The sequence below is a fragment of the Bartonella sp. SL317 genome, assembly GCF_059687655.1.
The window spans coordinates 1,554,941-1,575,960 of the sequence record NZ_CM185144.1 but is presented as its reverse complement, the minus strand read 5'-3'; the positions used below and the strand labels follow the sequence as shown (position 1 = coordinate 1,575,960).

Sequence of the window (21,020 nt, the reverse complement as noted above, 5' to 3'; positions counted from 1 at the left end):
ATATGAGTCCTATCGAATTTTCGGTTACGTGATTTTCTTTCCTGTGCGTTCTGCACTTTTGACGAAACCTCTCCCACCTAATTTCGATCTACAACTGTATTGGAGAGTTATAACTTCAGTATGCAATATAATTATATATCTAAGGAGTTTCCTATGTCTACAGGAACAGTTAAGTGGTTTAATACAACAAAAGGTTTCGGATTCATTCAGCCTAGTGATGGCAGTGCAGACGTGTTTGTACACATTTCCGCTGTTGAGCGTTCTGGTTTAAGTAATCTTAATGAAGGGCAAAAAATTTCTTATGATGTTCTTCAAGATCGTCGTTCAGGAAAATTTGCCGCTGGAAACCTTGCAGCTCTTTAAAATTTAAATTCTGCAATATGTTATTTAAAAATCTTCGTCTGTAGTGACGAAGATTTTTTTTATTTGTATAAAACAAAATTAACCCTGTTAAAATAAAAACCTCTTATCTCCTCTGTCAAATTTATAACACTTTGCCTATCCTTCTTCTAAAGCTTTTATAATCCTTAAGTGAAGATTTCTAGTTAAAACTCTTAAAAAATAATACTACAAAAATACGTATCAAAGTATTTTAGAAGTTTTTTATTGCATACAATATAATCTCTTATAGAATATCCTTAAAGCAAATGACCATTTGTTGATATAATATAAGGATTTTAAATTATGGCTTTTATTGCCGACAAGCTCTCTCGTATCAAACCTTCTGCAACAATTGCTGCTTCCCAAAAGGCCCGTCACTTAAAAACATTAGGACGCGATGTTATTGCTTTAAGTGCTGGAGAACCAGACTTTGATACCCCAGATAACATAAAAAACGCGGCCATTGAAGCTATTCGAAGGGGAGAAACAAAATACCCTCCTATATCTGGAATTCCAGAATTGCGCCAAGCAATTTCTGCAAAGTTTAAAAGAGAAAATAACCTTCTTTACCAACCAGAACAAATTATTGTTGGGACCGGTGGGAAACAAATTCTCTTTAATGCATTGATGGCAACTTTGAATAAAGGAGATGAAGTCATCATTCCGTCCCCTTATTGGGTAAGTTATCCAGAAATGGTTGCTCTTAACGATGGTACACCTGTCTTTCTAGAAACAAAAGCCGAACTTTCTTATAAGCTCCAACCACAAGAGCTGGAAGCAGCCATTACCCCCAAAACAAAATGGTTTATCTTTAACTCTCCTTCAAATCCATCAGGTGCCGCTTATACATATGATGAACTGAAAAGCCTCACGGATGTTTTAATAAAATATCCTCATGTCTATATCCTTTCCGATGATATTTATGAACACCTCACCTATGAAGGTTTTAGCTTTGTAACGCCTGCTCAAATAGAGCCCGCACTTTATGAGCGTATACTCACAATGAATGGTGTTTCTAAAGCCTATGCGATGACGGGCTGGAGGATCGGTTATGCCGGTGGACCACGAGAACTCATTAAAGCGATGGATATCATTCAAGGTCAGCAAACATCTGGTACAAGTGTTATTTCACAATGGGCTGCTGTTGAGGCACTCAATGGGCCGCAAGACTTTATTGTTAAAAATAAAAGTATTTTTCAAGCACGTCGTGATCTCGTTGTTTCCATGCTAAACCAAACTCCTGGAATTCATTGCCCAACACCCGAAGGTGCTTTTTATGTTTATCCCTCTTGTGAAGAACTTATTGGCAAGAAAACACCGAACGGCCAATGTATTAAGAATGATGAAGATTTTGTTATAGCGCTTCTAGAAACAGAAGCGGTTGCTGTTGTCCAAGGATCGGCTTTTGGGCTTGGATCTGCTTTTCGTATTTCTTATGCAGCATCAGAAGAATTACTTGAAGAAGCTTGCACACGTATCCAACGCTTTTGCAACAGTTTAATTTGAAATTTTTAACATCATCTCTTGTGATCATTTTTTGCCGAATATCAATCTATCTAAGAAAATATCGAAAGCTCTATTTATTAAAGATAGAGCCTATCGATTTAGCAAAAATATGCATGAATAAACATAACATAAAAATAAAAGCTGCATATAAAGATTAAAAAAATCCAACAATCAAATAAATGATCAGTTTATCGTCATGAGAGATAAAAAAACTGTTTAGCTTTCCCTATCGAAAACATAAATTTCAAGATTAATGGGGAAATTCAAATTAAGAAATTATTTTGTTTGTCCTCTCCTCACTTAGAAAGTGATGATTGCGTTTGTTGTTATAAATGTACGGTAAAAAATAAAATTTCAGATAAAGCTCACGATATCTATATTTTGTTTTAATTTACAGGCAAAAGCATTCTTCTCGCAAATTTTAATTGAATTATCATCAATGTTTTTTCCATATACAGAAAGATTTCTAGAAAAGAGATATCTTTATACATTAAAAAATTTAGTTTTTTATCATTTTTGAACATATATCTCAAAATTATAATAAACGATATATAGAAAATATTTATTGATTTTTAACTTGCGTTATCCCTCTTGCAATATTTTCAGATCTATTCATCTGAAACTAATAAAAATCGTTATTTTTCTCATCAAAAAAAGACTAGATCTATGGACCAAAACACTAAAAAAAAGAGTCCAAATATCTTTCTCTCTCAAATGAAAAGATTACACAATGATTGAAAGCTGATAAAAGAATTCTCATGGACAACGTGCTTCTTCATGATTAGAAAAATAGTTTTACACAATAAAACTTATATTATTTGTTAAATTTTTTACACTATACTATCCATTGATAAAGTAAACATTAAACATACTGAAAATATATTACTTAAATAATCACGAGAAGTGATAATTTTTTTCTATATTCATTTACAATACTAAAAAATATCTTATAATTTTAAACATTATCACTCTTACAGTTAAATTCCCCTAAATTAAACCTTTTCTTTTCCTTAAATTCCTCTTCGGCTTAAATTGAAGAAGAGCTTATCTTGTTCAGCTGTGTAAATATTTCAATTTTTCTTAAGTTATATCTACTAATAAATTGATTTATTTCATAGTATTTACGAAAAATCCATTAATACTTACCTCGTACTCTCATAAAAGACACTTCATGTAAAATTTTTACATGTTTTATATTACACCCCTAAAGACAGAGTTTTCGTAGTACAACAGAATAAATTTCTCTCAAATTCCTTATTGAACTTTAGTATTCCTAAAAAATTTCTGGATATCCATAAATTGTGAAATTTTTTGTTATCAATATTCACATGTATTGCAATTTCAGGGAATTCTCTCAGAAGTTAAAAAAAAGCCGGACAAATGTCCGGCAAATTTGGAAAATCTTCAGAGATAAACTTAATCTGATAGACCTTCGTAAGGGAACACTCAAGAAAATGCAATGGGAGGCAACATAATCAAGAGATAACATTCTATGTCATTTTATAAGAAAAAGCACAATAAAGACTTAAGCGTATCTGCTATGCATTAAACACATAGCTTTAAATTACTCTCAATTATATTCCACTCTCTTTAATTAAATAGAAAGAGGTTACCCTTATACAATTATCTGTTGTCAATATTCGTAAGCCTTCACTATTTAAGAGCATTTATAAAAGACATGTTATTTCTTTCTATGCCTTTCTAAAAAATATTTATCCATATGAACACTTTCTACCGTATGACCTAAAATGATTTCAGCAATCTCATAAGATTTATCGGTTGTTTAGCAAATCAATCCCAATGTAAACTAGAACAAAAACCATGGGGCAGGCTCCAAATTTATTTTTTCATATAATTTGGCTTACAGTTATCAGCAAGGGGACCACAACCGTTTCGAGATAAAAGGAAACCATTGCGAAAAAGCAAGCGTGCTTGTTTTAAAATGTCTAATGCTTCAAATGATAAGAATACACGAAACTCTATTATAATAACCCATCGACCTTTCATTATTCTCGAACCAAGAATGGCCCAGATATCACCCTCAATCTGATTTATTAATATGACATAACCGAAAACGTACGCCTCCCAGCAAGAATAAGCAAGTGCAAAGTCAATTATGTTATGGTTATTGTTTGGCAAAGCATTTTGTAAAGAGATGGATTTATCGTTATACTATTCATGAGTGTCGTCGTGAAATGGGTGTGACGTGCGCTTTGAAAAACGTCTCTTTAAAACAAGCCCGTGAATGTGCAAACCAATAGCGTTCTGTTTTGCATGAGGGTCGTGCCCCCATTAAAGAACGCGATAAACAAAAGTATGAAATAATGCGTAATCTCCATTACTTAAAGGAAATTGTTCTAAATGAGATGTGCCATAATCATATCTACATTGTGGACTCGCATTTCCAAGACATGTATGGACACTGACGGGATCTGAGAACATTTTCCATGCTTCTTTCCACCAGTTGCTGTCAGCAGGTGCTGTCTCGTAAGTATAGTCATTGCCACCAATCCATCGGCTTACAAAGTCATATTTATGTCCATCAAAACCAATAGTGGTTTGTTGGCCATTACTCAAATACCTTAACAGATTGGCTGCTGCCAAAACATTCGCCGCTGGTCCATGGAAACTGATCGTCGTATTATTGGCTATCCCGTGCACACCTTCTTGTTTGAAAGAATTCATCATGTTAGAATTTGTCAAACTGCCACGACTATGGGCATCAAAATGTAATCCTGTGTTCCCATAGCGAGACATCAGATCTTTTGCTTCTTGTGTGGAATTGGTCAGACCCCAAAAGTTATTTTCAAAAAACTTCTGGTAGCCTGCAATCAGCAGTTCTGAGATGGCAGAATCGGCTTGGGGGAACACAACAAAATAAAGCGGTGCATTTTTATCCTTCGCATGTTGCTCTGCATAAACAGCAGCTTCATAGGGTGGTGTAAAAATGCCATTGAGGGACACATGGACCTTGCCATCAGCCCCTTCCTGTAAATGTTGCTTTTCTTCCTCCGTTAAATAATGAAATGGGAGGAACAATCTCGCACAATCATGCGAACACATGAAAGTGGGGATTGTTTCCATCACAAGCAATGTTTAAGGTTGGCATTTACGGCTATTTTTATATTTTTTACAAAACGGGCTGTTTAAGCGCTTCTTGACACTGCGCTGTGGGATGACAGCACCTGGACGACAAATCGGCAAGTTTTCGGCTCTAAAAGTATAACATGGCCCACCCGCTCTTGCTACCTCTTCATCTTTATAGCGGAATCCTGATTGAAGCATGCAAGCATAGATTGCTGCCTTAGCATTGATGCTATTCTTTCTGTTTTCTGGATCAACATCATAAGGAGTTGGCATGCCGCATTCTAACAAGGCTTTTCCTATCTCTGTAAAGTCTGCTCCTAGCTTCTCCCACGCACTCAAATAACCTCCAGGAGTTTTATTAAATTGACATCCTGTTATGATCAATAAAATTATAGTGCTTAACAGCTTTAAAGTTTGTTTCATTTTTTACTCCATGATTTCTTTAAAGGAAATTGTTTTAGATGAGATGTGCCATAGCGCCATGTACACTTATCACTCGCATTTCCAAGGCAAGTATGGACACTGACGGGATCTGTGAACATTCTCCATGTTTCTCTCCACCAGTTGCTGTCAGCAGGTGCTGTCTCGTAAGTATAGCCATTGCCACCAATCCATCGGCTTACAAAGTCATATTTATGTCCATCAAAACCAACAGTAGTTTGTTGGCCATTACTCAAATACCTTAACAGATTGGCTGCTGCCAAAACATTCGCCGCTGGTCCATGAAAACTGATCGTCGTATTATTGGCTATCCCGTGGACACCTTCTTGTTTGAAAGAATTCATCATGTTAGAATTTGTCAAACTGCCACGACTGTGGGCTTCAAAATGTAATCCTGTGTTCCCATAGCGAGACATCAGATCTTTTGCTTCTTGTGTGGAATTGGTCAGACCCCAAAAGTTATTTTCAAAAATCCTCTGATAGCCTGCTATCAGAAGTTCTGAGATGGCAGAATCGGCTTGGGGGAATACAACAAAATAAAGCGGTGCATTTTTATCCTTCGCATGTTGTTCTGCATAAACAGCAGCTTCATAGGGTGGTGTAAAGATACCATTGAGGGAGACATGCACTTTGCCATCAGCCCCTTCTTGTAAATGTTGCTTTTCTTCCTCCGTTAAATAATGAAATGGGAGGAACAATCCTGCACAAGCATGGGAATACATGAAAGTGGGGATTGTTTCCATCACAAGCAATGTTTAAGGTTGGCATTTACGGCTATTTTTATATTTTTTACAAAACGGGCTGTTTAAGCGCCTCTTGACACTTGGCTGTGGAATGACAGCACCAGGACGACAAATCGGCAAGTTTTCGGCTTTATAATTTTCACACCAAGTTCCTCCCCCCACTTTATCACGAAAACCAGCTTGAACCATACAGGCATAAACTGTTGCTTTTGCATTAATGCTTAGCTTTCTGTTTTCTGGATCGACATCATAAGGAGTTGGCTTTCCGCATTCTAACAAGGCTTTTCCTACCTCTGTAAAATCTGCACCAGACTTCTCCCACGCATCCAAAGATGATGTAGAAGGTGTACCTAAATAACATCCAGCCATACTTAATAGCCATATACCAACACTCAATAATTTTAGAGTTTGTTTCATTTTTTACTCCATGATTTCTTTAAAGGAAATTGTTCTAGATGAGATGTGCCGTAAAGCTTATGGCACACATCATCCGCACTCCCCAAACAAGTATGAACATTGCGAGGATCTGAGAACATTTTCCATGCTTCTTTCCACCAGTTGCTGTCAGCAGGTGCTGTCTCGTAAGTATAGCCATTGCCACCAATCCATCGGCTTACAAAGTCATATTTATGTCCATCAAAACCAACTGTAGTTTGTTGGCCATTACTCAAATACCTTAACAGATTGGCTGCTGCCAAAACATTCGCCGCTGGTCCATGGAAACTGATCGTCGTATTATTAGCTATCCCATGCACGCCTTCTTGTTTGAAAGAATTCATCATGTTAGAATTTGTCAGACTGCCACGACTATGGGCATCAAAATGTAATCCTGTATTCCCATAGCGAGACATCAGATCTTTTGCTTCTTGTGTGGAATTGGTCAGACCCCAAAAATTATTTTCAAAAATCCTCTGATAGCCTGCTATCAGAAGTTCTGAGATGGCAGAATCGGCTTGGGGGAATACAACAAAATAGAGCGGTGCATTTTTATCCTTCGCATGTTGTTCTGCATAAACACCAGCTTCATAGGGTGGTGTAAAGATACCATTGAGGGACACATGGACCTTGCCATCAGCCCCTTCCTGTAAATGCTGCTTTTCTTCCTCCGTTCAATAATGAAATGGGAGGAACAATCCCGCACTGGCATGGGAATATATGAAGGTGGGGATTGTTTCCATCACAAGCAATGTTTAAGGTTGGCATTCAGGTGCATTTTTATATTTTTGACAATAAGCGCTCTTTAAACGTCTCTCGACACTGCGCTTTGGGATAACAGCACCAGGAACACAGATAGGAAGATCTTCAGCATTATAATTATGACACCGGTCTCTCAATCCAACATTAAAAAGTTTATGATAAAAGCCTGACTTCACAAGACACATACGAACCGCAGCATTTGCATTCATGCTTAAGCCTTCTGAGTCCATACTATCATTGTAAGGGCTTGGCATGCCACATTCTAACAGGGCTTTTTTTACCTCAAGTTGATCTGCTCCTGGCTTTGCCCACATATCCAAAGCCAATTGCGTATCGAAAAGATTACATCCAGATGTACTCAACAGAGTTACAGCACATAATAGCTTTAAAGTTTGTTTCATTTTTTACTCCATGATTTACTTAAAGGAAATTGTTCTAAATGAGATGTGCCATAAAGCTTGTGGCACATATCACTCGCATCTCCAAGACATGTGTGAACACTGTTGGGATCTGTGAACATTTTCCATGTTTCTCTCCACCAGTTGCTGTCAGCAGGTGCTGTCTCGTAAGTATAGCCATTGCCACCAATCCATCGGCTTACAAAGTCATATTTATGTCCATCAAAACCAATAGTGGTTTGTTGGCCATTACTCAAATACCTTAACAGATTGGCTGCTGCCAAAACATTCGCCGCTGGTCCATGGAAACTGATCGTCGTATTATTGGCTATTCCATGCACACCTTCTTGTTTGAAAGAATTCATCATGTTAGAATTTGTCAAACTGCCACGACTATGGGCATCAAAATGTAATCCTGTGTTCCCATAGCGAGACATCAGATCTTTTACTTCTTGTGTTGAATTGGTCAGCCCCCAAAAGTTATTTTCAAAAACCCTCTGATAGCCTGCTATCAGAAGTTCTGAGATGGCAGAATCGGCTTGGGGAAACACCACAAAATAAAGCGGTACATTTTGATCATTCGCATGTTGCACGGCATATCCGGCTGCCGCCTCTGGTGAAGTAAAGATACCATTGAGGGAGACATGCACTTTGCCATCAGCCCCTTCTTGTAAATGTTGCTTTTCTTCCTCCGTTAAATAATGAAATGGGAGGAACAATCCCGCACAATCATGCGAACACATGAAAGTGGGGATTGTTTCCATCACAAGCAATGCTTAAGGTTTGCACTCAGGTGCATTTTTATATTTTTTACAATAAGGGCTGTTTAAGCGCCTCTTGACACTTGGCTGGGGGATGACAGCACTTGGACGACAAATCGGCAAGTTTTCAGCTTTATGATTTTCACACCAAGTCCCCCCCCCACTTTATCACGAAAACCTGCTTGAACCATACAGGCATCAATAGTTGCCCATGCATTGTAACTGAGTTTTCTGTTTTCTGAATCGGCATCAATAAGGCTTGGCATGCCACATTCTAACAAGGCTTTTCCTACCTCTGTAAAACCTGCTCCTGACTTCTCCCACGTAGCCACCTCTCCTGGAGGAGGCTTGTTAAATTGACATCCAGTTATGATCAATAAAATTATAGTGCTTAATAGCCTTAAAGTTTGTTTCATTTTTTACTCCCTGATTTCTTTAAAGGAAATTGTTCTAAATGAGATGTGCCATAAAACTTTTGGCATTCTGGACTCGCATTTCCAAGACATGTATGGACACTGACGGGATCTGAGAACATTTTCCATGCTTCTTTCCACCAGTTGCTGTCAGCAGGTGCTGTCTCGTAAGTATAGTCATTGCCACCAATCCATCGGCTTACAAAGTCATATTTATGCCCATCAAAACCAATAGTGGTTTGTTGGCCATTACTCAAATACCTTAACAGATTGGCTGCTGCCAAAACATTTGCTGCCGGTCCATGGAAACTGATCGTCGTATTATTGGCTATCCCGTGGACACCTTCTTGTTTGAAAGAATTCATCATGTTAGAATTTGTCAAACTGCCACGACTGTGGGCATCAAAATGTAATCCTGTGTTCCCATAGCGAGACATCAGATCTTTTGCTTCTTGTGTGGAATTGGTCAGACCCCAAAAGTTATTTTCAAAAAACTTCTGATAGCCTGCAATCAGCAGTTCTGAAATGGCAGAATCGGCTTGGGGAAACACAACAAAATAAAGCGGTGCATTTTTATCTTTCGCATGTTGTTCTGCATAAACAGCAGCTTCATAGGGTGGTGTAAAGATACCATTGAGGGACACATGGACCTTGCCATCAGCCCCTTCCTGTAAATGCTGTTTTTCTTCCTCCGTTAAATAATGAAACTCAGGAATTGGTTGTCCACGGGCATCTCTTAGAGGTACCCCATTTTCATCTGTTTTATAGATTGTGTTGCCATTTTCATCACGATCCACCACAGCGATGGGGTGTTCTTTAAGAAACATGGTTTTATAGGAGTTATCACTGTATTTAAACCCTTCCTCCAGCAATTGCGTAGCCATCTCACGGTTTTCGTGGACGAGTTGTTCCAGCTTGGCAACATCGAGCTGTTGAACACCCTGATGGGCGTTAACGGTATCGCGATTAAGGGAAGCAATGGCTTGTTCGTCATTTTGCCCCGTTAATGCTTTCTGCCCTGCTTCATCGGTGAGCACAATGGTGCCATTGCTGATGGCCGATTTGGTATAGCCGTCCTCAGAATCCTTGACTTTGGAATGATCTAAGATATTTTTGGTAATGTTTTTTGCAACGCTATATTTGCCTTGATTCATCGGCCCCCCCGTTGAAATGCTAAGGCCTTTGCTGCTGGCTGTCGCTTCAGAACTGTTGATAATATCACTGGTTGTAATGGTGCCTGTTGTCAGACTATTTTTATCTGCCGATGCGCTGCTGTCAATAATGCCTCCGGTCAGTGTTGTTTTGTCTTTAACATTGATATCGTAGCCGCCCGCCCCCGCTTTAATGCCTGATTGTTCTACAACACTGTGATAATTGCTAGAGGATTTATCCTTATTCAAGGCAATATTGGTTGAAGCTTTATCATCCTTTTTTCCACCATTATAGCCAACAGAAAAGGAATTCTGCTTGCTGGAACTTTGCATCGTGTCACTCTGGCTGGTAATGGTTAAATCGCCCCCAACACCCATCTCTACATGGTTTCCAGAAACCACGGCCCCATTCAGTGTGGTGTTTTTTCCACTGCTAGTATGAACCGTGCCTGTGCCCACAACATGGCTGTTCTTGTGCTGTACTTCATCACTAGAGCCCTTGCCTTTCCCAAAGGAAGCATTGCCCATCCAGCCATGACCACTGGTGCCATAGGTATAGCCAACATTCATGGAAGCGTTTTCATTGTTGTTTTGTGTGCTTTGTGTGTTTTGTGCACTTTCAAGAATGATATCTTGCCCCGCTGTCAGATTAATATTGCCGCTCTGTTCATCATTGATCAGAGGGTTTGTGCCTGCAATAATATTAACCCCTTCACCATAGATGTTGCCTTTGTCAGCGTTTATGTTAATAGCATGCCCCCCTTGTATGTTATTTGTGAGCGCATTGGAAGTTTGATACGATGCCTCTGCCTTATTTGATTGAAACCCTGCCGTAATGCTGGCTGAGACATCAAGAGCATTGCGAATGTCTTTTGGGGTTGCGCCCCCCTTTATCCCACTATAGAGACCTTTGCCTTTATTATAGAGATCATAGCCTTTCAAGCCAGCAATCAAACCATTGCCGATTTTGTGTTTTATATCCCCATGACCAAAACGTGTGCCTGCATCCTTCACGTCTTGTATATCACCTAATATCCCTACATTGACAGATCCTGTCACACCAGCAAAAAACTTTTCATGTTTTTCATTGCCCTTGGCAACATCATGCACTGCTGAAAGCTTCACGTTATTGCCCGCATCAATATTCACATCATGCTCTGCCAAAACATTTGTCGCTTTTAAATTTGCATCATTGCCGGCTTTAAAATTTGCATCATTGCCGGCGTGGAAACTGGAGGGTGTATTGGTCTTTTCCCATTGATCACCTTTATCCTTCGCACCCGCAACACCAAGCCCGACAGAAACACCGGTGCGGCTTTTGTCAAACTGAATGCCAAAGCCTGAGCGCTCTTCTTTTGAGTTTGTGCTATGGCTATTCTGCCCCGGTAATACATTAATATCATGGGCTGCTGAAACATTAATATTTTCCTGTGCGGTAAAATCAGAACCCACGATTGTCACATCGTCCTTTTTAGCGGTAATGGTGATATTTTTTCCATTGAGCGAAGAGCCTTGATGCTCAAAACTTTCTTCATTCTTTGTCTTTCCCTCACTCCCATAAATTGAGACAAAGCCCTTACCTGACCCCACACCAAAACCCGTTTTATGGGTTTCTGAATGGCTCTTATGATGGTCTGTCATGCCATCAATTGTCACATTTTCTGCTGTAACATTGATGTCTTCATTGGCAATCATATGAGAAGCTGTAATCGTGGCGTCTTTTTTTGCATCCAACACAATATTGCCCGTTGCCCCAAGAATAGAGGAAACCGTTGTGGTATGGGATTCAGCTGTATTGGAAGATTTACTGCTGAAAAGTCCACTTTTAGACGATTGTGCTTGCTGATCATAGTTTTCTTGTACGCCTTTGATGATCATCTTTTCCCCAGCGTGAATCGTAATATCCGCTTGTTTCTGATCTCGCGTTTTCTCTGTCTTGCCGGCTGTAAGCGTCGAGGCAACAATTTCCGTGTTGCGTCCTGAGTCAATGGCAACACCATTGCCCCCCGATACGAGTGAACCTACCACTTGGGTCGCATCAATCTTGCTATGCCCAGATTTGCTGCTGCTGAACACGCCACCCTTTTTATGGTACGACATCTCGTAATTGAGACTATTTTCCGCATTGTTGAGCAGAACATCTTGGCTGGCTTTCAAGCCCACTTTGCCATCAGCCGTAACAGCACTGCCCGTGATGGTGAGATCATGCGCTTTGCCATCCTGCCCTGCTACAGCGGTAATATCTCCGCCAGCATTGATCGAAGAGCCAACCGCAACGGACAGAGAACTGTCAACTTTGGTGTTTTTATTTTGAAGGTGCATGTCTCTTTCATCTTTTCTCACCCCTATCGTGATATTCCCTTGGGCACCAAGATCCACATTGCCTTTCGCATCTATACTGGACGCAGAAACATGGATATCTTTTCCGGATATGACCGTGGTATCTTTACCAGAACTTAAATGAGAGCCATTGTGCACCGCAACATGAGAGTTTTGATCTCTCCGATGCTGATTCGCACTGTTGCGCGTCGCATCAATCGACACATTTTCTTTTGCTTGTAAGTGCAAATCATCATGAGCTTGAACTTCAGAGCCTAGAATATTCAAATCTTTTCCGGAGAGGAGTGTTGTTGAGCCCCCTGAATGAATTTCTGATTGATGATGCATTATCGCATCACCCTGTGCATCATCATGATGCGTGGCTGCTGACCCTATGGTCAAGTTTCCTTGTTCTGTCGACATGGCAAGATCACCCCCTGTGGTGATCTTCACCCCTGAGGTTGTGATATCTTGTTTGGCTATCACGGCCCCATTGCCCCCAGCAGACAAGGCATTGGTGTTTAACACTGTCTCCACACCATCAACGCTTGTGCGCCCTGCCTCCAAACGAATAGTGTTCTCTGCAAGCAAAACAGCATCATTTCCGGCGGCAAAATGCCCCCCTTGCCCTAAAATATTCTCACCCTTTACAGATAAATTGTGGGTCGCACTGATCCGCCCTGAATTGACCACATCTTTGCTGGTCATATTGACATCTTCACCCATGATCAAAGCACCAGCAGAAACAAAAGAAGCTCTATCCTTTTCTGGAATGTAAAGCACCGGTGCATAGACCTCCATGCCCTTTACTTGTTGACGAACATAAATCACCATCGGCGCTTCTAGATTTGCCAATTGTTCTTTACTTAAAGGCTCACCAAAGGCAAGATTGTGGGCTTTGGCATAGTCTGCCCCTCTATCCAGCAGGCTCTTGACTTGTTCAATGGCGTCACTTCCTGGAATAAATGAGCCTTTGCCTAAACCTTGCCCCACAAGATCACGCATTTGTTTTTCAATCAGTTGCTTTTCAAAATAAGCATCCCCTAAGAAAAAAATCTCCCGATCTGGTTTATACCCAATTCTGTTTAAAAAATAAGCCGATCCATAAAACTTACCAACATCAAGGAAATCTGCCCTGGTTTCATAAATGAAATTCTGTTGAGGCAAAGTCCCCCCAACACCCCCCGATTGGGGCTTTGGCAAAGGCAACCCATCAGCCAATTCCCCTGCCCCATTGATGTCCACTTTGGGGGTAAAAAGAGCCCCTCCTGCGGTCAAACCGTTCAATGCCTCTAGCGGATTGCCCGAAACAGCCTTCGCCTCAAAATGTGCATCCCCCGTAATGGACCCCTCAACAGCCGTGTTGTTGAGTTGATCAACCACCAGATTCAACATACCTGCTGCCTGAACAAGACCAGAAACTGTATCGAGAACTTCTGAGCCAGTTTGGCGATTCTTGCCATTTGCTATGTCGAGACTCGTATTACGACTACCATCAGCGTTATAGGCATAACAATAGGCATCCGTATGAGCCTGACAGCCGAGATAGGTATTTTTATAAGCTGTCGTCCCCAAATTGGTCAGCGTCTTGGCTTGGATATCCGCATTGCCCCCTGCTTTTATAATGCTGTAGTGATTCTCAATATTCTCAGCGTTAATGATAAGATTACCGTGAGATTGAATCATCCCCTGAACCGCTGGTTTATGCGAAAAACTCTGCGTGACAATTTTTTCTGTCATATGAGACCAGTTGTTGTTTGGAAAGAACCATGATCCCCAGCTATTACCATTCCATCGATACTGTTTTATGTTTTCTCTTGTCTCATTATGTTTCCACGTAAAAGCCTTATAGACTGTTCCATCTTGCAAAGTTATTGTGCCATAGGTTCCTTCTTTATTATTCCAAAGTGGATTATCTAAATAAAGTTCTAAGTGTCCTTTCCAAAGCCCATTATCGTATTGATATTCATGCCCCTTGCCCCAAAGATTGGGTCCAGCCTGATATAACATTCCATCGCTGAGCCTATCAGCCCCCTCTGGTCTTTGGAAAGAAATATCGCTATTTTCCGTTTTTTCCTTCTTTTCAGGCTTGCTATCGGCTTCGTTTTTCAAAGTATTGGTTTGGATTAATAACTTTCCCCCTGCCTGAATCAAGCCTGCTTTATTGACAAGAGAAATGCTTTTTCCTGTGCCTGCTGCATTGGTGAAATATAAATCACCTTCTGCCATCATGGCACCAAAATCATTCAACAAAGCCCCATCAACTTGTAAAGCCCCATTGCCCCCCACATAGATTAGCCCCGTTTTGTTGTTGATCACATCCCCTGTCACGCGAAAGGCTAAATTCTGCCCCGCTGCCAATTGACCGCTATTCTTAAGCTCCCCTGTTTTGATGGTAAAATCTTTTGCCGCTAAAACTGATGTTGCCTCATCAGCCATAACGCTTGGAGCCGTAAACAGAATATCTCCCGTCCCGCCTTCATCCGTAATGGCTCTGAGTAATGCATGGTGAATATCAAGCGCGTTTGTGCTGTTAAAATCTAACCCACCATACGTCAACTGGCTACCCGAGACATCAATATGATCTGCCGTTAAATACAGCGTTTGAGGCGTGTAAATATGAGACCGATTATTGCTTAAATCCAGTGTTATTGCTTTCAAACGCACATCCCCCATGACAGACAGTACATTCTCAACACTAATCCCCCCTGACAGCGATGTTAATGTTGCTGTGCCGTACCCGATAACCTTGTCATAATAAATATCGTTGCCGGCAAAAAGTTCAATATTACCCCCACTGGCAATCTGCCCAACCTTGATACCTTTGTCCGCTGTAATAGAAAGAGAGCCTTGCTCATGCAAAACAATATTCTCTGAGCTACTCAGTGCAAAATCAACACCGGTCATCAAGGTGCCAGCATCCAAATTCCCAACCGTTAAAATTGCATCGCTGCCTGTCATCAGCGAAGAAAAGCCAACCGCTCCACCACGGATATCCGCCTTGCCATAAGCAATCAATTGATCAAAATTTATCACTGCATCAGATTGCGTATGAAGAGCCACATCGTGATGTGAGAGAAGAGTTTGAGAAACAAATATCCCCTTATGAGAGCCTAAAGTAATATCCCCTGCGCCATAAATGTTTTCTGCATTTATAACACCCCTGACACTTTGGAGATCAACACCCCTTTGGCTGCCCAAAACAAGGCTCCCAGCCTCTTGGGTCGCTGCCATATCCACCCCACCGGCTAAAAAGTGCCCCTGTATATCACCACCAGCCTGCGCCTTTAAAGTGCCTCCAGCTAAAACAGTGCCCCCAATGGTTAGATCACCACCCGTTTCAAATGCCATATCGGCCCCTGATCCTAGCCCAGAGACTTTGATAGCATGGCGTGAAGACAGTTTCATAGTGCCCCCAGAGGTTGCTTGCCCTGCAATGGTCAAAAGCCCTTCCTCTGCCTCTGCTGTCAAATGCCCCTCAGCCCCAACGGTTTCTAACGTCACATCCTGGTGAGCCGCAATATCAACATGCTTTTTAGAGGCGATATTCTTTGCCAAAACGCTCTTGTTTTTCGATTTTATGGAAACACCCCCATGACCAAAGGCACTCTGTAGAGAGATTTTTCCATCCGCAGAAAGATGTAACTGCCCAGCATTGGCCGCCATATCATGGCGCATACGAACCCCAACACCTTTTTCTGTTGCCACAAGTTTAATCTGATCCGCCTGTAGCGCCCCCAAAGCAGACCCATCTATCGCATATTCTGGTTTACCAGTAATATCGGTCAGCTCTTTCATCTCCCGTGAAATATAATCATAACTTCCCGTTCCAGCAAAAACCCCAATATCCTTTCCCGCAACAGGACCTTCAAAATGCACTGTACGTGAAACAATATCAACAATATCAACAGCCCCTCGGCCTGAGAAAAAATTCGCTCCGTGTGGACCAAAAGTGATATCCCCACTCCTGACCGCAAAACCTTTCAGAAAACCAGAAGCATCAACTTCAGGAACACCGGTGGTTAATGTTGCATGAGGCGTATTGATAAACCCACAACCATCACAAGTTATCCCATTGGGATTGGCTATAATCACATCGGCAGGGCGCCCAAAAACCTCTCCTGGACCATTCAACGCACTGCGCTTACCACTGGTGACTTCATTTAAAATCACTTTCGCTGAACCCGTAACACGCAAGTGGGGATTACCCGGCATAATGCCTCCCAATTGCGATTGCCCAACTTCCTGCGCGTGATTGTTCCAAATAACCCCAGAATGACCAATATTAAAATCATAATATTTATTGTGCGATAAACCAGAGCTGTTGGGGGTTACAATATCAATGGAAGGAACCCCATTGGGCGCTGCCACAATATCTGGACGATGAGCTGCATTGGCGTGAGAGTCAACCGAAATTTGCGCCTGTAAGGCTGAAGGTGCTAACAAACTAGAAAAACCAATTCCCCCAAACAAAACCTTTTTGAGCATCGTACTAGAAACTAAAATACCTAATAAAGCTGCTCTTTGTTCTCTCTTCTCATCTCTCATCTTTTATCTCCCCATCGCTATCCTTCAAGATCTGTTGTTTTAAAGATCCATTGTTAATGTCATCAAAAATGTACCTGACTTTTTATGCTCAACTGTGCTCCACAAAATATTGGAGTAACTGGCATCAAGAGAAACCATACCCCCCGCAAGCTTGACACCCGCTGTCCAACCAGCAAGTTCTTCACTCTTAAAACCGTACAAAGGTTGTGCAAAAACACGACCATAATCCAAACCAATATAGGGACGAAACTCACCCAAAACCTTTTTGAGTGTCGCGTTGTTGCGCCACGGAATGGTGCGCAGCATCAAGTCATTACGGGTAAAAAAACCATTATTGCCAAAAATCAAACTCTCACGCGTGCCACGAACATTTGAAAAGCCCCCCACAGAAATCTGCTCTGCAGCCAATAAATTATGCGGTGAATATTGCCCACTCAAAAGATTACTTAAGACAAAATTCCACCCGTTCACTTTAAAGGGAGTCATAACATTGATCGTACCAGTAAATTTGGCAAATTCGGGCTCTGCATCTCCTGCTCCTGGAGCATATTTCTTAACTGCATGAAAAAGAGGAAGTCCTTGCAAATAACTGATATCAAAAGTCCAAGTCCCCCCTAACATTTGGCGAGAATGCGATACCCCAAAATTGGCAACACTATATTGACGACTCCCCACTTCAATCTTATTGCCAAGAAGGTAGTTGTTGGTTCTTTTATAGGAAAGACCTAAATTCAAAGTCGTCAGTGAAACACTATCACGGTGGAGTACCCTGCTTATACTGGCGTGTAACTCACTGGAATCCCCCGTCGTTTCAATATCCGAAAAATTGCCCTTGATAATACTTTGATAATTATAAGCATAGCCATTTAAACCAAAAGTCCAATAACCATAGGGAATACTCACACTTGCTGAAATGTTATTGCTATGGCCTTCTTGCTCGCTTCCACCCCAGTAATCTGCCAAAGAATCTGATTGACTGCGTTGATAGCTAAAATCCCACGCATCATTGAACCCTAAAATATTTTCTAACTTTAAGCCCGCATTATAACGCGCATAACCCGTTGAGGATTGTCCTAAATTATCATGGGAAACTGTAACCTTGAAAGCTTTATCCGGTTTATTGTTAATATTCACTATTGTGCTCCCCTCTTCACCCCCTGGAAGAAGTTCACTTTTAGCGTGTGCTGAAAAAAGCCTGTTGATTTGATCAAGTCCCTGCTCAATATCGCGCATATTGAGAATATGCCCTTTCAACCCCGGAAAAGCACTCCATACAACATGATTATGCGGTAAAGCCGGTAAACCATTGTAATAAATCTCTGACAGCTTGCCCTCAATAACAACAAATTTGAGCATCTTGCTGTTTTTGATATCCTGATCGGGGATATAAAAACGCGCCGTAACATAGCCTTTATCTAAATAAACCTTAGTTAACTGCTTGATTAAAAGCTGAATATCAGCAAGACCGATACATCTTCCAACATAAGGATCTGTTACCGCGGCTATAGCACGCTTTTTAATATGATAGACCCCATCAACAATAATATCATGAATTGGAAAACAGTATCCACTGCCCCAAAGTGCTCCCTGCTTTTCTTCAAAAGGCGTTGGAATGCCTTTGGGCGTTAAGGCACGTAAATTATCAATTCTTTCTAATTGCTGCTTCTCAGATTGTTGACGAGAAAAATTATCTGCTGGAGAATGAAAAATAGCCGGTGATCGCGCATAAACAATGACGCTAGGAAACATGCTAAACAACACTAAAATGGCTAGAAAAAGCCTTAAAAAACGCTCTCGACGTAAAAAGATAAATAACAATAGATTTCCCCCCGCTTTTATCATTTATGAAGCATTATATCGCTTCATAATCCTCTGAGCATGCCATTCAAAACACTCATTATTCTATGACGATTTCTAACAACAGAGCACATCGCTGCATCCAAGTAAAAATTGCGTCAAAATTCTAATGTTTATTTCTGAAGACCTCTCCCCGCACACATATACGATAGTTTTTTTAACCAAAACTGTTTAACAAGTCAATGTTCAATGCCTCAATATCTCCATAAATCATAGAGAAGAAACACTCTTTCCAGTTCTTATACTATAGCTTTGCATAAAGAGACTGTACATCATGCTATCAAGCACATCCTTTGATGAAAAATCACAATAAAAAACAAAAAATCTCTTTTGAAGTCTTTAAAATAATCACGCAAAACTCTTTATTATGGTATTCTCATCAAGGAACCTTTCTCCCCCAAAATGATCTGTGTGACTTTGTAAAAAAGTTTTGTCAGTTAACTCTAGCCCCTCTATGAGAGTTCAATATATTATCATCTTAATAAGACAATCTTTATAAAATATATCCCCATATCAACAATACAACCTTGAAATTTAAGCAATGATATAATTTTTAAGGGGGGGGGTAACTTTTTTTGAACCGTCAAAACTTCTCTGTAAAATGTGTGATAAAATGCTTCACAATAATCATTATGATCTTTTAAAAGAACATGGTGCATTTGTCTTAAATGAACACGTGAAATAGTAGAAAATTTTACTATTTTGCTGATCTAACCATGTGTCATAGGCTGTTGATAAGCAGTCTTAAAAAAAACTCTTTTGAAAAAAATAGCAGCTTTTTAGCACTTTTTTTCCATTTTTATCGTCATTCAAAACGTATTTAATAAGCTTCATTTTGGTAGGAGTTGACCATGCCGTTATGAAATGGAGCTCTGTTGTAATCTATTAAGTCTGATAATAAACAAGTCTCACTAAGCTCTCTGTTGGAATATTGTCGTAAAACAAGAAAAATCACCCCGTGAATTGGGAACTCTGTTTGAAAATCTTCTTATGGCTTATCTTATGCAAGACCCATTGCATTATGGACGGTATGAAAAGGTTAAAAGCTATTTTGACTGGGCGCAAGAACATGATAAAGATGGACGTGATATCGGTATTGATCTGGTGGCGAAAATCCGTGATAAAGGAGATTTGGCGGCTATTCAATGTAAATGCTATGATGCCTCTCTCATCATTAAAAAAGAAGATATTGATAGTTTTATCGCGGCCTCTGGCAAAAAAAATCTTCACCCCTCGTATTCTGGTGGATAGCATTGAAGGTGAATTAAGTGACAATGTAAATGCAATGATTAAGGAACAGGCGATACAGTGTTGTCTGGCAAGTGATCAATACTTTGCTTTCTAATGATGAGAATTTTGAGGTAACCCTTAACAAGATAATCCTAAATCAAGACATAAGTCATACGATTGAGATTATAGAGATTAAGCGTGCCAATGAATTAAAAGAACTCACTACAACTGTTGATAGAGCTCCCAATCAAAAGGCATGGGGAAATATCAAGGGACCTTTCGTTCTATTTATGATAAACTTATTGGTTAACCAAAACACCCCATGACCATGCGTTTTTCTGCTTAAACACATATGAATGGCTAGAAAATCTTCATAGAGAAGCAAAAGGTGGTCATTTCTCAGAAAGTTTACAATCGCATGTTTTGAAAATGCCAAAGACCATAACAACCCTTGCGTTGATTTTTGCATTGTCCGAAGGGGGAGGTTTTGAAATCAGTAAAGGAGCCCTTCAAACAGCGTTGAGTTGGGAAAAATATCTGTTAAATCATATCAAACGTCTTTATGCGGCGAGAGATACATTGATAGCAGAGCGTGCAAAATTAATTGTCAAATGCTGTGATTGTTTACCCGATGTTTTTACGGCACGTGATGTTTATAAACGTAATTGGAAATGTTTAAAAGACAATCAAGCCGTTAAACAAACTTTAGAGCTCTTCTGTCGTTGTAATTATATTCGTGAAATAGCAAACGATAATAACTCTAAAAGCGGTCGAACTACCATCCGCTATGAATGGAATCCCTGCGTGAAAAGTAATAAGACACCACAATGAACAATTTTAAATTCCGATAAATCATATAACCTTGTATTCATAAAATGAAGTCTTCAAAACATTCTCCATCCATTGATTTTTAAGGTTTAGGGGGCGTTTTATACTTTTTACTTTTCTTACAAAGAAAGTAATGAAAACTTATCAAAATACTCATTCT

General features: G+C 40.3%; 11 protein-coding genes and 3 pseudogenes. 4 read left to right on the top strand and 10 right to left on the bottom strand.

Going from position 1 to position 21,020, the window contains the following annotated elements; translation table 11 throughout:
* The first annotated feature begins 153 nt into the window (after positions 1-153).
* Both AC6ER9_RS06495 and AC6ER9_RS06490 read left to right on the top strand, forming a co-directional pair.
* Positions 154-363, top strand: coding sequence for a cold-shock protein (locus AC6ER9_RS06495; RefSeq protein WP_100128310.1), 210 nt, complete (start codon positions 154-156; stop codon positions 361-363).
* Positions 364-684: 321 nt separating this feature from the next.
* Complete coding sequence (locus AC6ER9_RS06490; RefSeq protein ID WP_497073972.1) at positions 685-1,887, top strand: pyridoxal phosphate-dependent aminotransferase; 1,203 nt, start codon at positions 685-687, stop codon at positions 1,885-1,887.
* A 2,292-nt stretch (positions 1,888-4,179) separates the two neighbouring features.
* On the opposite strand, the gene AC6ER9_RS06485 is transcribed toward AC6ER9_RS06490, so the two are convergent.
* The 10 genes and pseudogenes from AC6ER9_RS06485 to AC6ER9_RS06440 all read right to left on the bottom strand — a co-directional run bounded on the left by AC6ER9_RS06485 (position 4,180) and on the right by AC6ER9_RS06440 (position 18,787).
* Positions 4,180-4,971 carry a filamentous hemagglutinin gene (locus AC6ER9_RS06485; RefSeq protein ID WP_497073971.1) on the bottom strand — a complete coding sequence of 264 codons (792 nt, stop codon included), beginning with the start codon at positions 4,969-4,971 and terminating at the stop codon, positions 4,180-4,182.
* Between the two features lie 12 nt (positions 4,972-4,983).
* Positions 4,984-5,397: a hypothetical protein gene (locus tag AC6ER9_RS06480; RefSeq protein ID WP_497073970.1), complete on the bottom strand. Its 414-nt coding sequence runs from the start codon at positions 5,395-5,397 to the stop codon at positions 4,984-4,986.
* A complete protein-coding gene (locus AC6ER9_RS06475; RefSeq protein WP_497073969.1) occupies positions 5,394-6,158 on the bottom strand; it encodes a filamentous hemagglutinin in 765 nt (254 codons plus the stop codon). The genes AC6ER9_RS06480 and AC6ER9_RS06475 overlap by 4 nt, the downstream gene beginning before the upstream one ends.
* Before the next feature lie 12 nt (positions 6,159-6,170).
* Positions 6,171-6,575: a hypothetical protein gene (locus AC6ER9_RS06470; RefSeq protein WP_497073968.1), complete on the bottom strand. Its 405-nt coding sequence runs from the start codon at positions 6,573-6,575 to the stop codon at positions 6,171-6,173.
* Positions 6,572-7,216: a filamentous hemagglutinin gene (locus AC6ER9_RS06465; protein ID WP_497073967.1), complete on the bottom strand. Its 645-nt coding sequence runs from the start codon at positions 7,214-7,216 to the stop codon at positions 6,572-6,574. The genes AC6ER9_RS06470 and AC6ER9_RS06465 overlap by 4 nt, the downstream gene beginning before the upstream one ends.
* 132 nt (positions 7,217-7,348) lie before the next feature.
* On the bottom strand, positions 7,349-7,756 hold the full coding sequence (locus AC6ER9_RS06460) for a hypothetical protein (protein ID WP_497073966.1): 408 nt from the start codon (positions 7,754-7,756) through the stop codon (positions 7,349-7,351).
* Positions 7,753-8,517 (bottom strand): filamentous hemagglutinin, encoded by a 765-nt coding sequence (locus tag AC6ER9_RS06455; RefSeq protein WP_497073965.1) that lies wholly within the window; start codon positions 8,515-8,517, stop codon positions 7,753-7,755. The genes AC6ER9_RS06460 and AC6ER9_RS06455 overlap by 4 nt, the downstream gene beginning before the upstream one ends.
* A gap of 12 nt (positions 8,518-8,529) precedes the next feature.
* A pseudogene (locus AC6ER9_RS06450) lies at positions 8,530-8,930 on the bottom strand (hypothetical protein).
* On the bottom strand, positions 8,927-16,945 hold the full coding sequence (locus AC6ER9_RS06445; protein WP_497073964.1) for a hemagglutinin repeat-containing protein: 8,019 nt from the start codon (positions 16,943-16,945) through the stop codon (positions 8,927-8,929). The pseudogene AC6ER9_RS06450 and the gene AC6ER9_RS06445 overlap by 4 nt, the downstream one beginning before the upstream one ends.
* 39 nt (positions 16,946-16,984) lie before the next feature.
* A complete protein-coding gene (locus AC6ER9_RS06440) occupies positions 16,985-18,787 on the bottom strand; it encodes a ShlB/FhaC/HecB family hemolysin secretion/activation protein (protein ID WP_497073945.1) in 1,803 nt (600 codons plus the stop codon).
* Positions 18,788-19,686: 899 nt separating this feature from the next.
* Between AC6ER9_RS06440 and AC6ER9_RS06435 the strand changes: the two are divergent.
* Both AC6ER9_RS06435 and AC6ER9_RS06430 read left to right on the top strand, forming a co-directional pair.
* Positions 19,687-20,111 (top strand): annotated as a pseudogene (locus AC6ER9_RS06435) (restriction endonuclease); the annotation flags it as partial.
* A 332-nt stretch (positions 20,112-20,443) separates the two neighbouring features.
* Positions 20,444-20,863 (top strand): annotated as a pseudogene (locus tag AC6ER9_RS06430) (DUF3987 domain-containing protein); the annotation flags it as partial.
* Positions 20,864-21,020: the final 157 nt, after the last annotated feature.

Bases quoted from the DNA above. Each gene is read 5' to 3' on its own strand.
- AC6ER9_RS06470 (WP_497073968.1), bottom strand. From the start codon at position 6,575: ATGAAACAAACTCTAAAATTATTGAGTGTTGGTATATGGCTATTAAGT.
- AC6ER9_RS06490 (WP_497073972.1), top strand. From the start codon at position 685: ATGGCTTTTATTGCCGACAAGCTCTCTCGTATCAAACCTTCTGCAACA.
- AC6ER9_RS06485 (WP_497073971.1), bottom strand. From the start codon at position 4,971: ATGGAAACAATCCCCACTTTCATGTGTTCGCATGATTGTGCGAGATTG.
- AC6ER9_RS06480 (WP_497073970.1), bottom strand. From the start codon at position 5,397: ATGAAACAAACTTTAAAGCTGTTAAGCACTATAATTTTATTGATCATA.
- AC6ER9_RS06460 (WP_497073966.1), bottom strand. From the start codon at position 7,756: ATGAAACAAACTTTAAAGCTATTATGTGCTGTAACTCTGTTGAGTACA.
- AC6ER9_RS06445 (WP_497073964.1), bottom strand. From the start codon at position 16,945: ATGAGAGATGAGAAGAGAGAACAAAGAGCAGCTTTATTAGGTATTTTA.
- AC6ER9_RS06495 (WP_100128310.1), top strand. From the start codon at position 154: ATGTCTACAGGAACAGTTAAGTGGTTTAATACAACAAAAGGTTTCGGA.
- AC6ER9_RS06455 (WP_497073965.1), bottom strand. From the start codon at position 8,517: ATGGAAACAATCCCCACTTTCATGTGTTCGCATGATTGTGCGGGATTG.
- AC6ER9_RS06475 (WP_497073969.1), bottom strand. From the start codon at position 6,158: ATGGAAACAATCCCCACTTTCATGTATTCCCATGCTTGTGCAGGATTG.
- AC6ER9_RS06440 (WP_497073945.1), bottom strand. From the start codon at position 18,787: ATGATAAAAGCGGGGGGAAATCTATTGTTATTTATCTTTTTACGTCGA.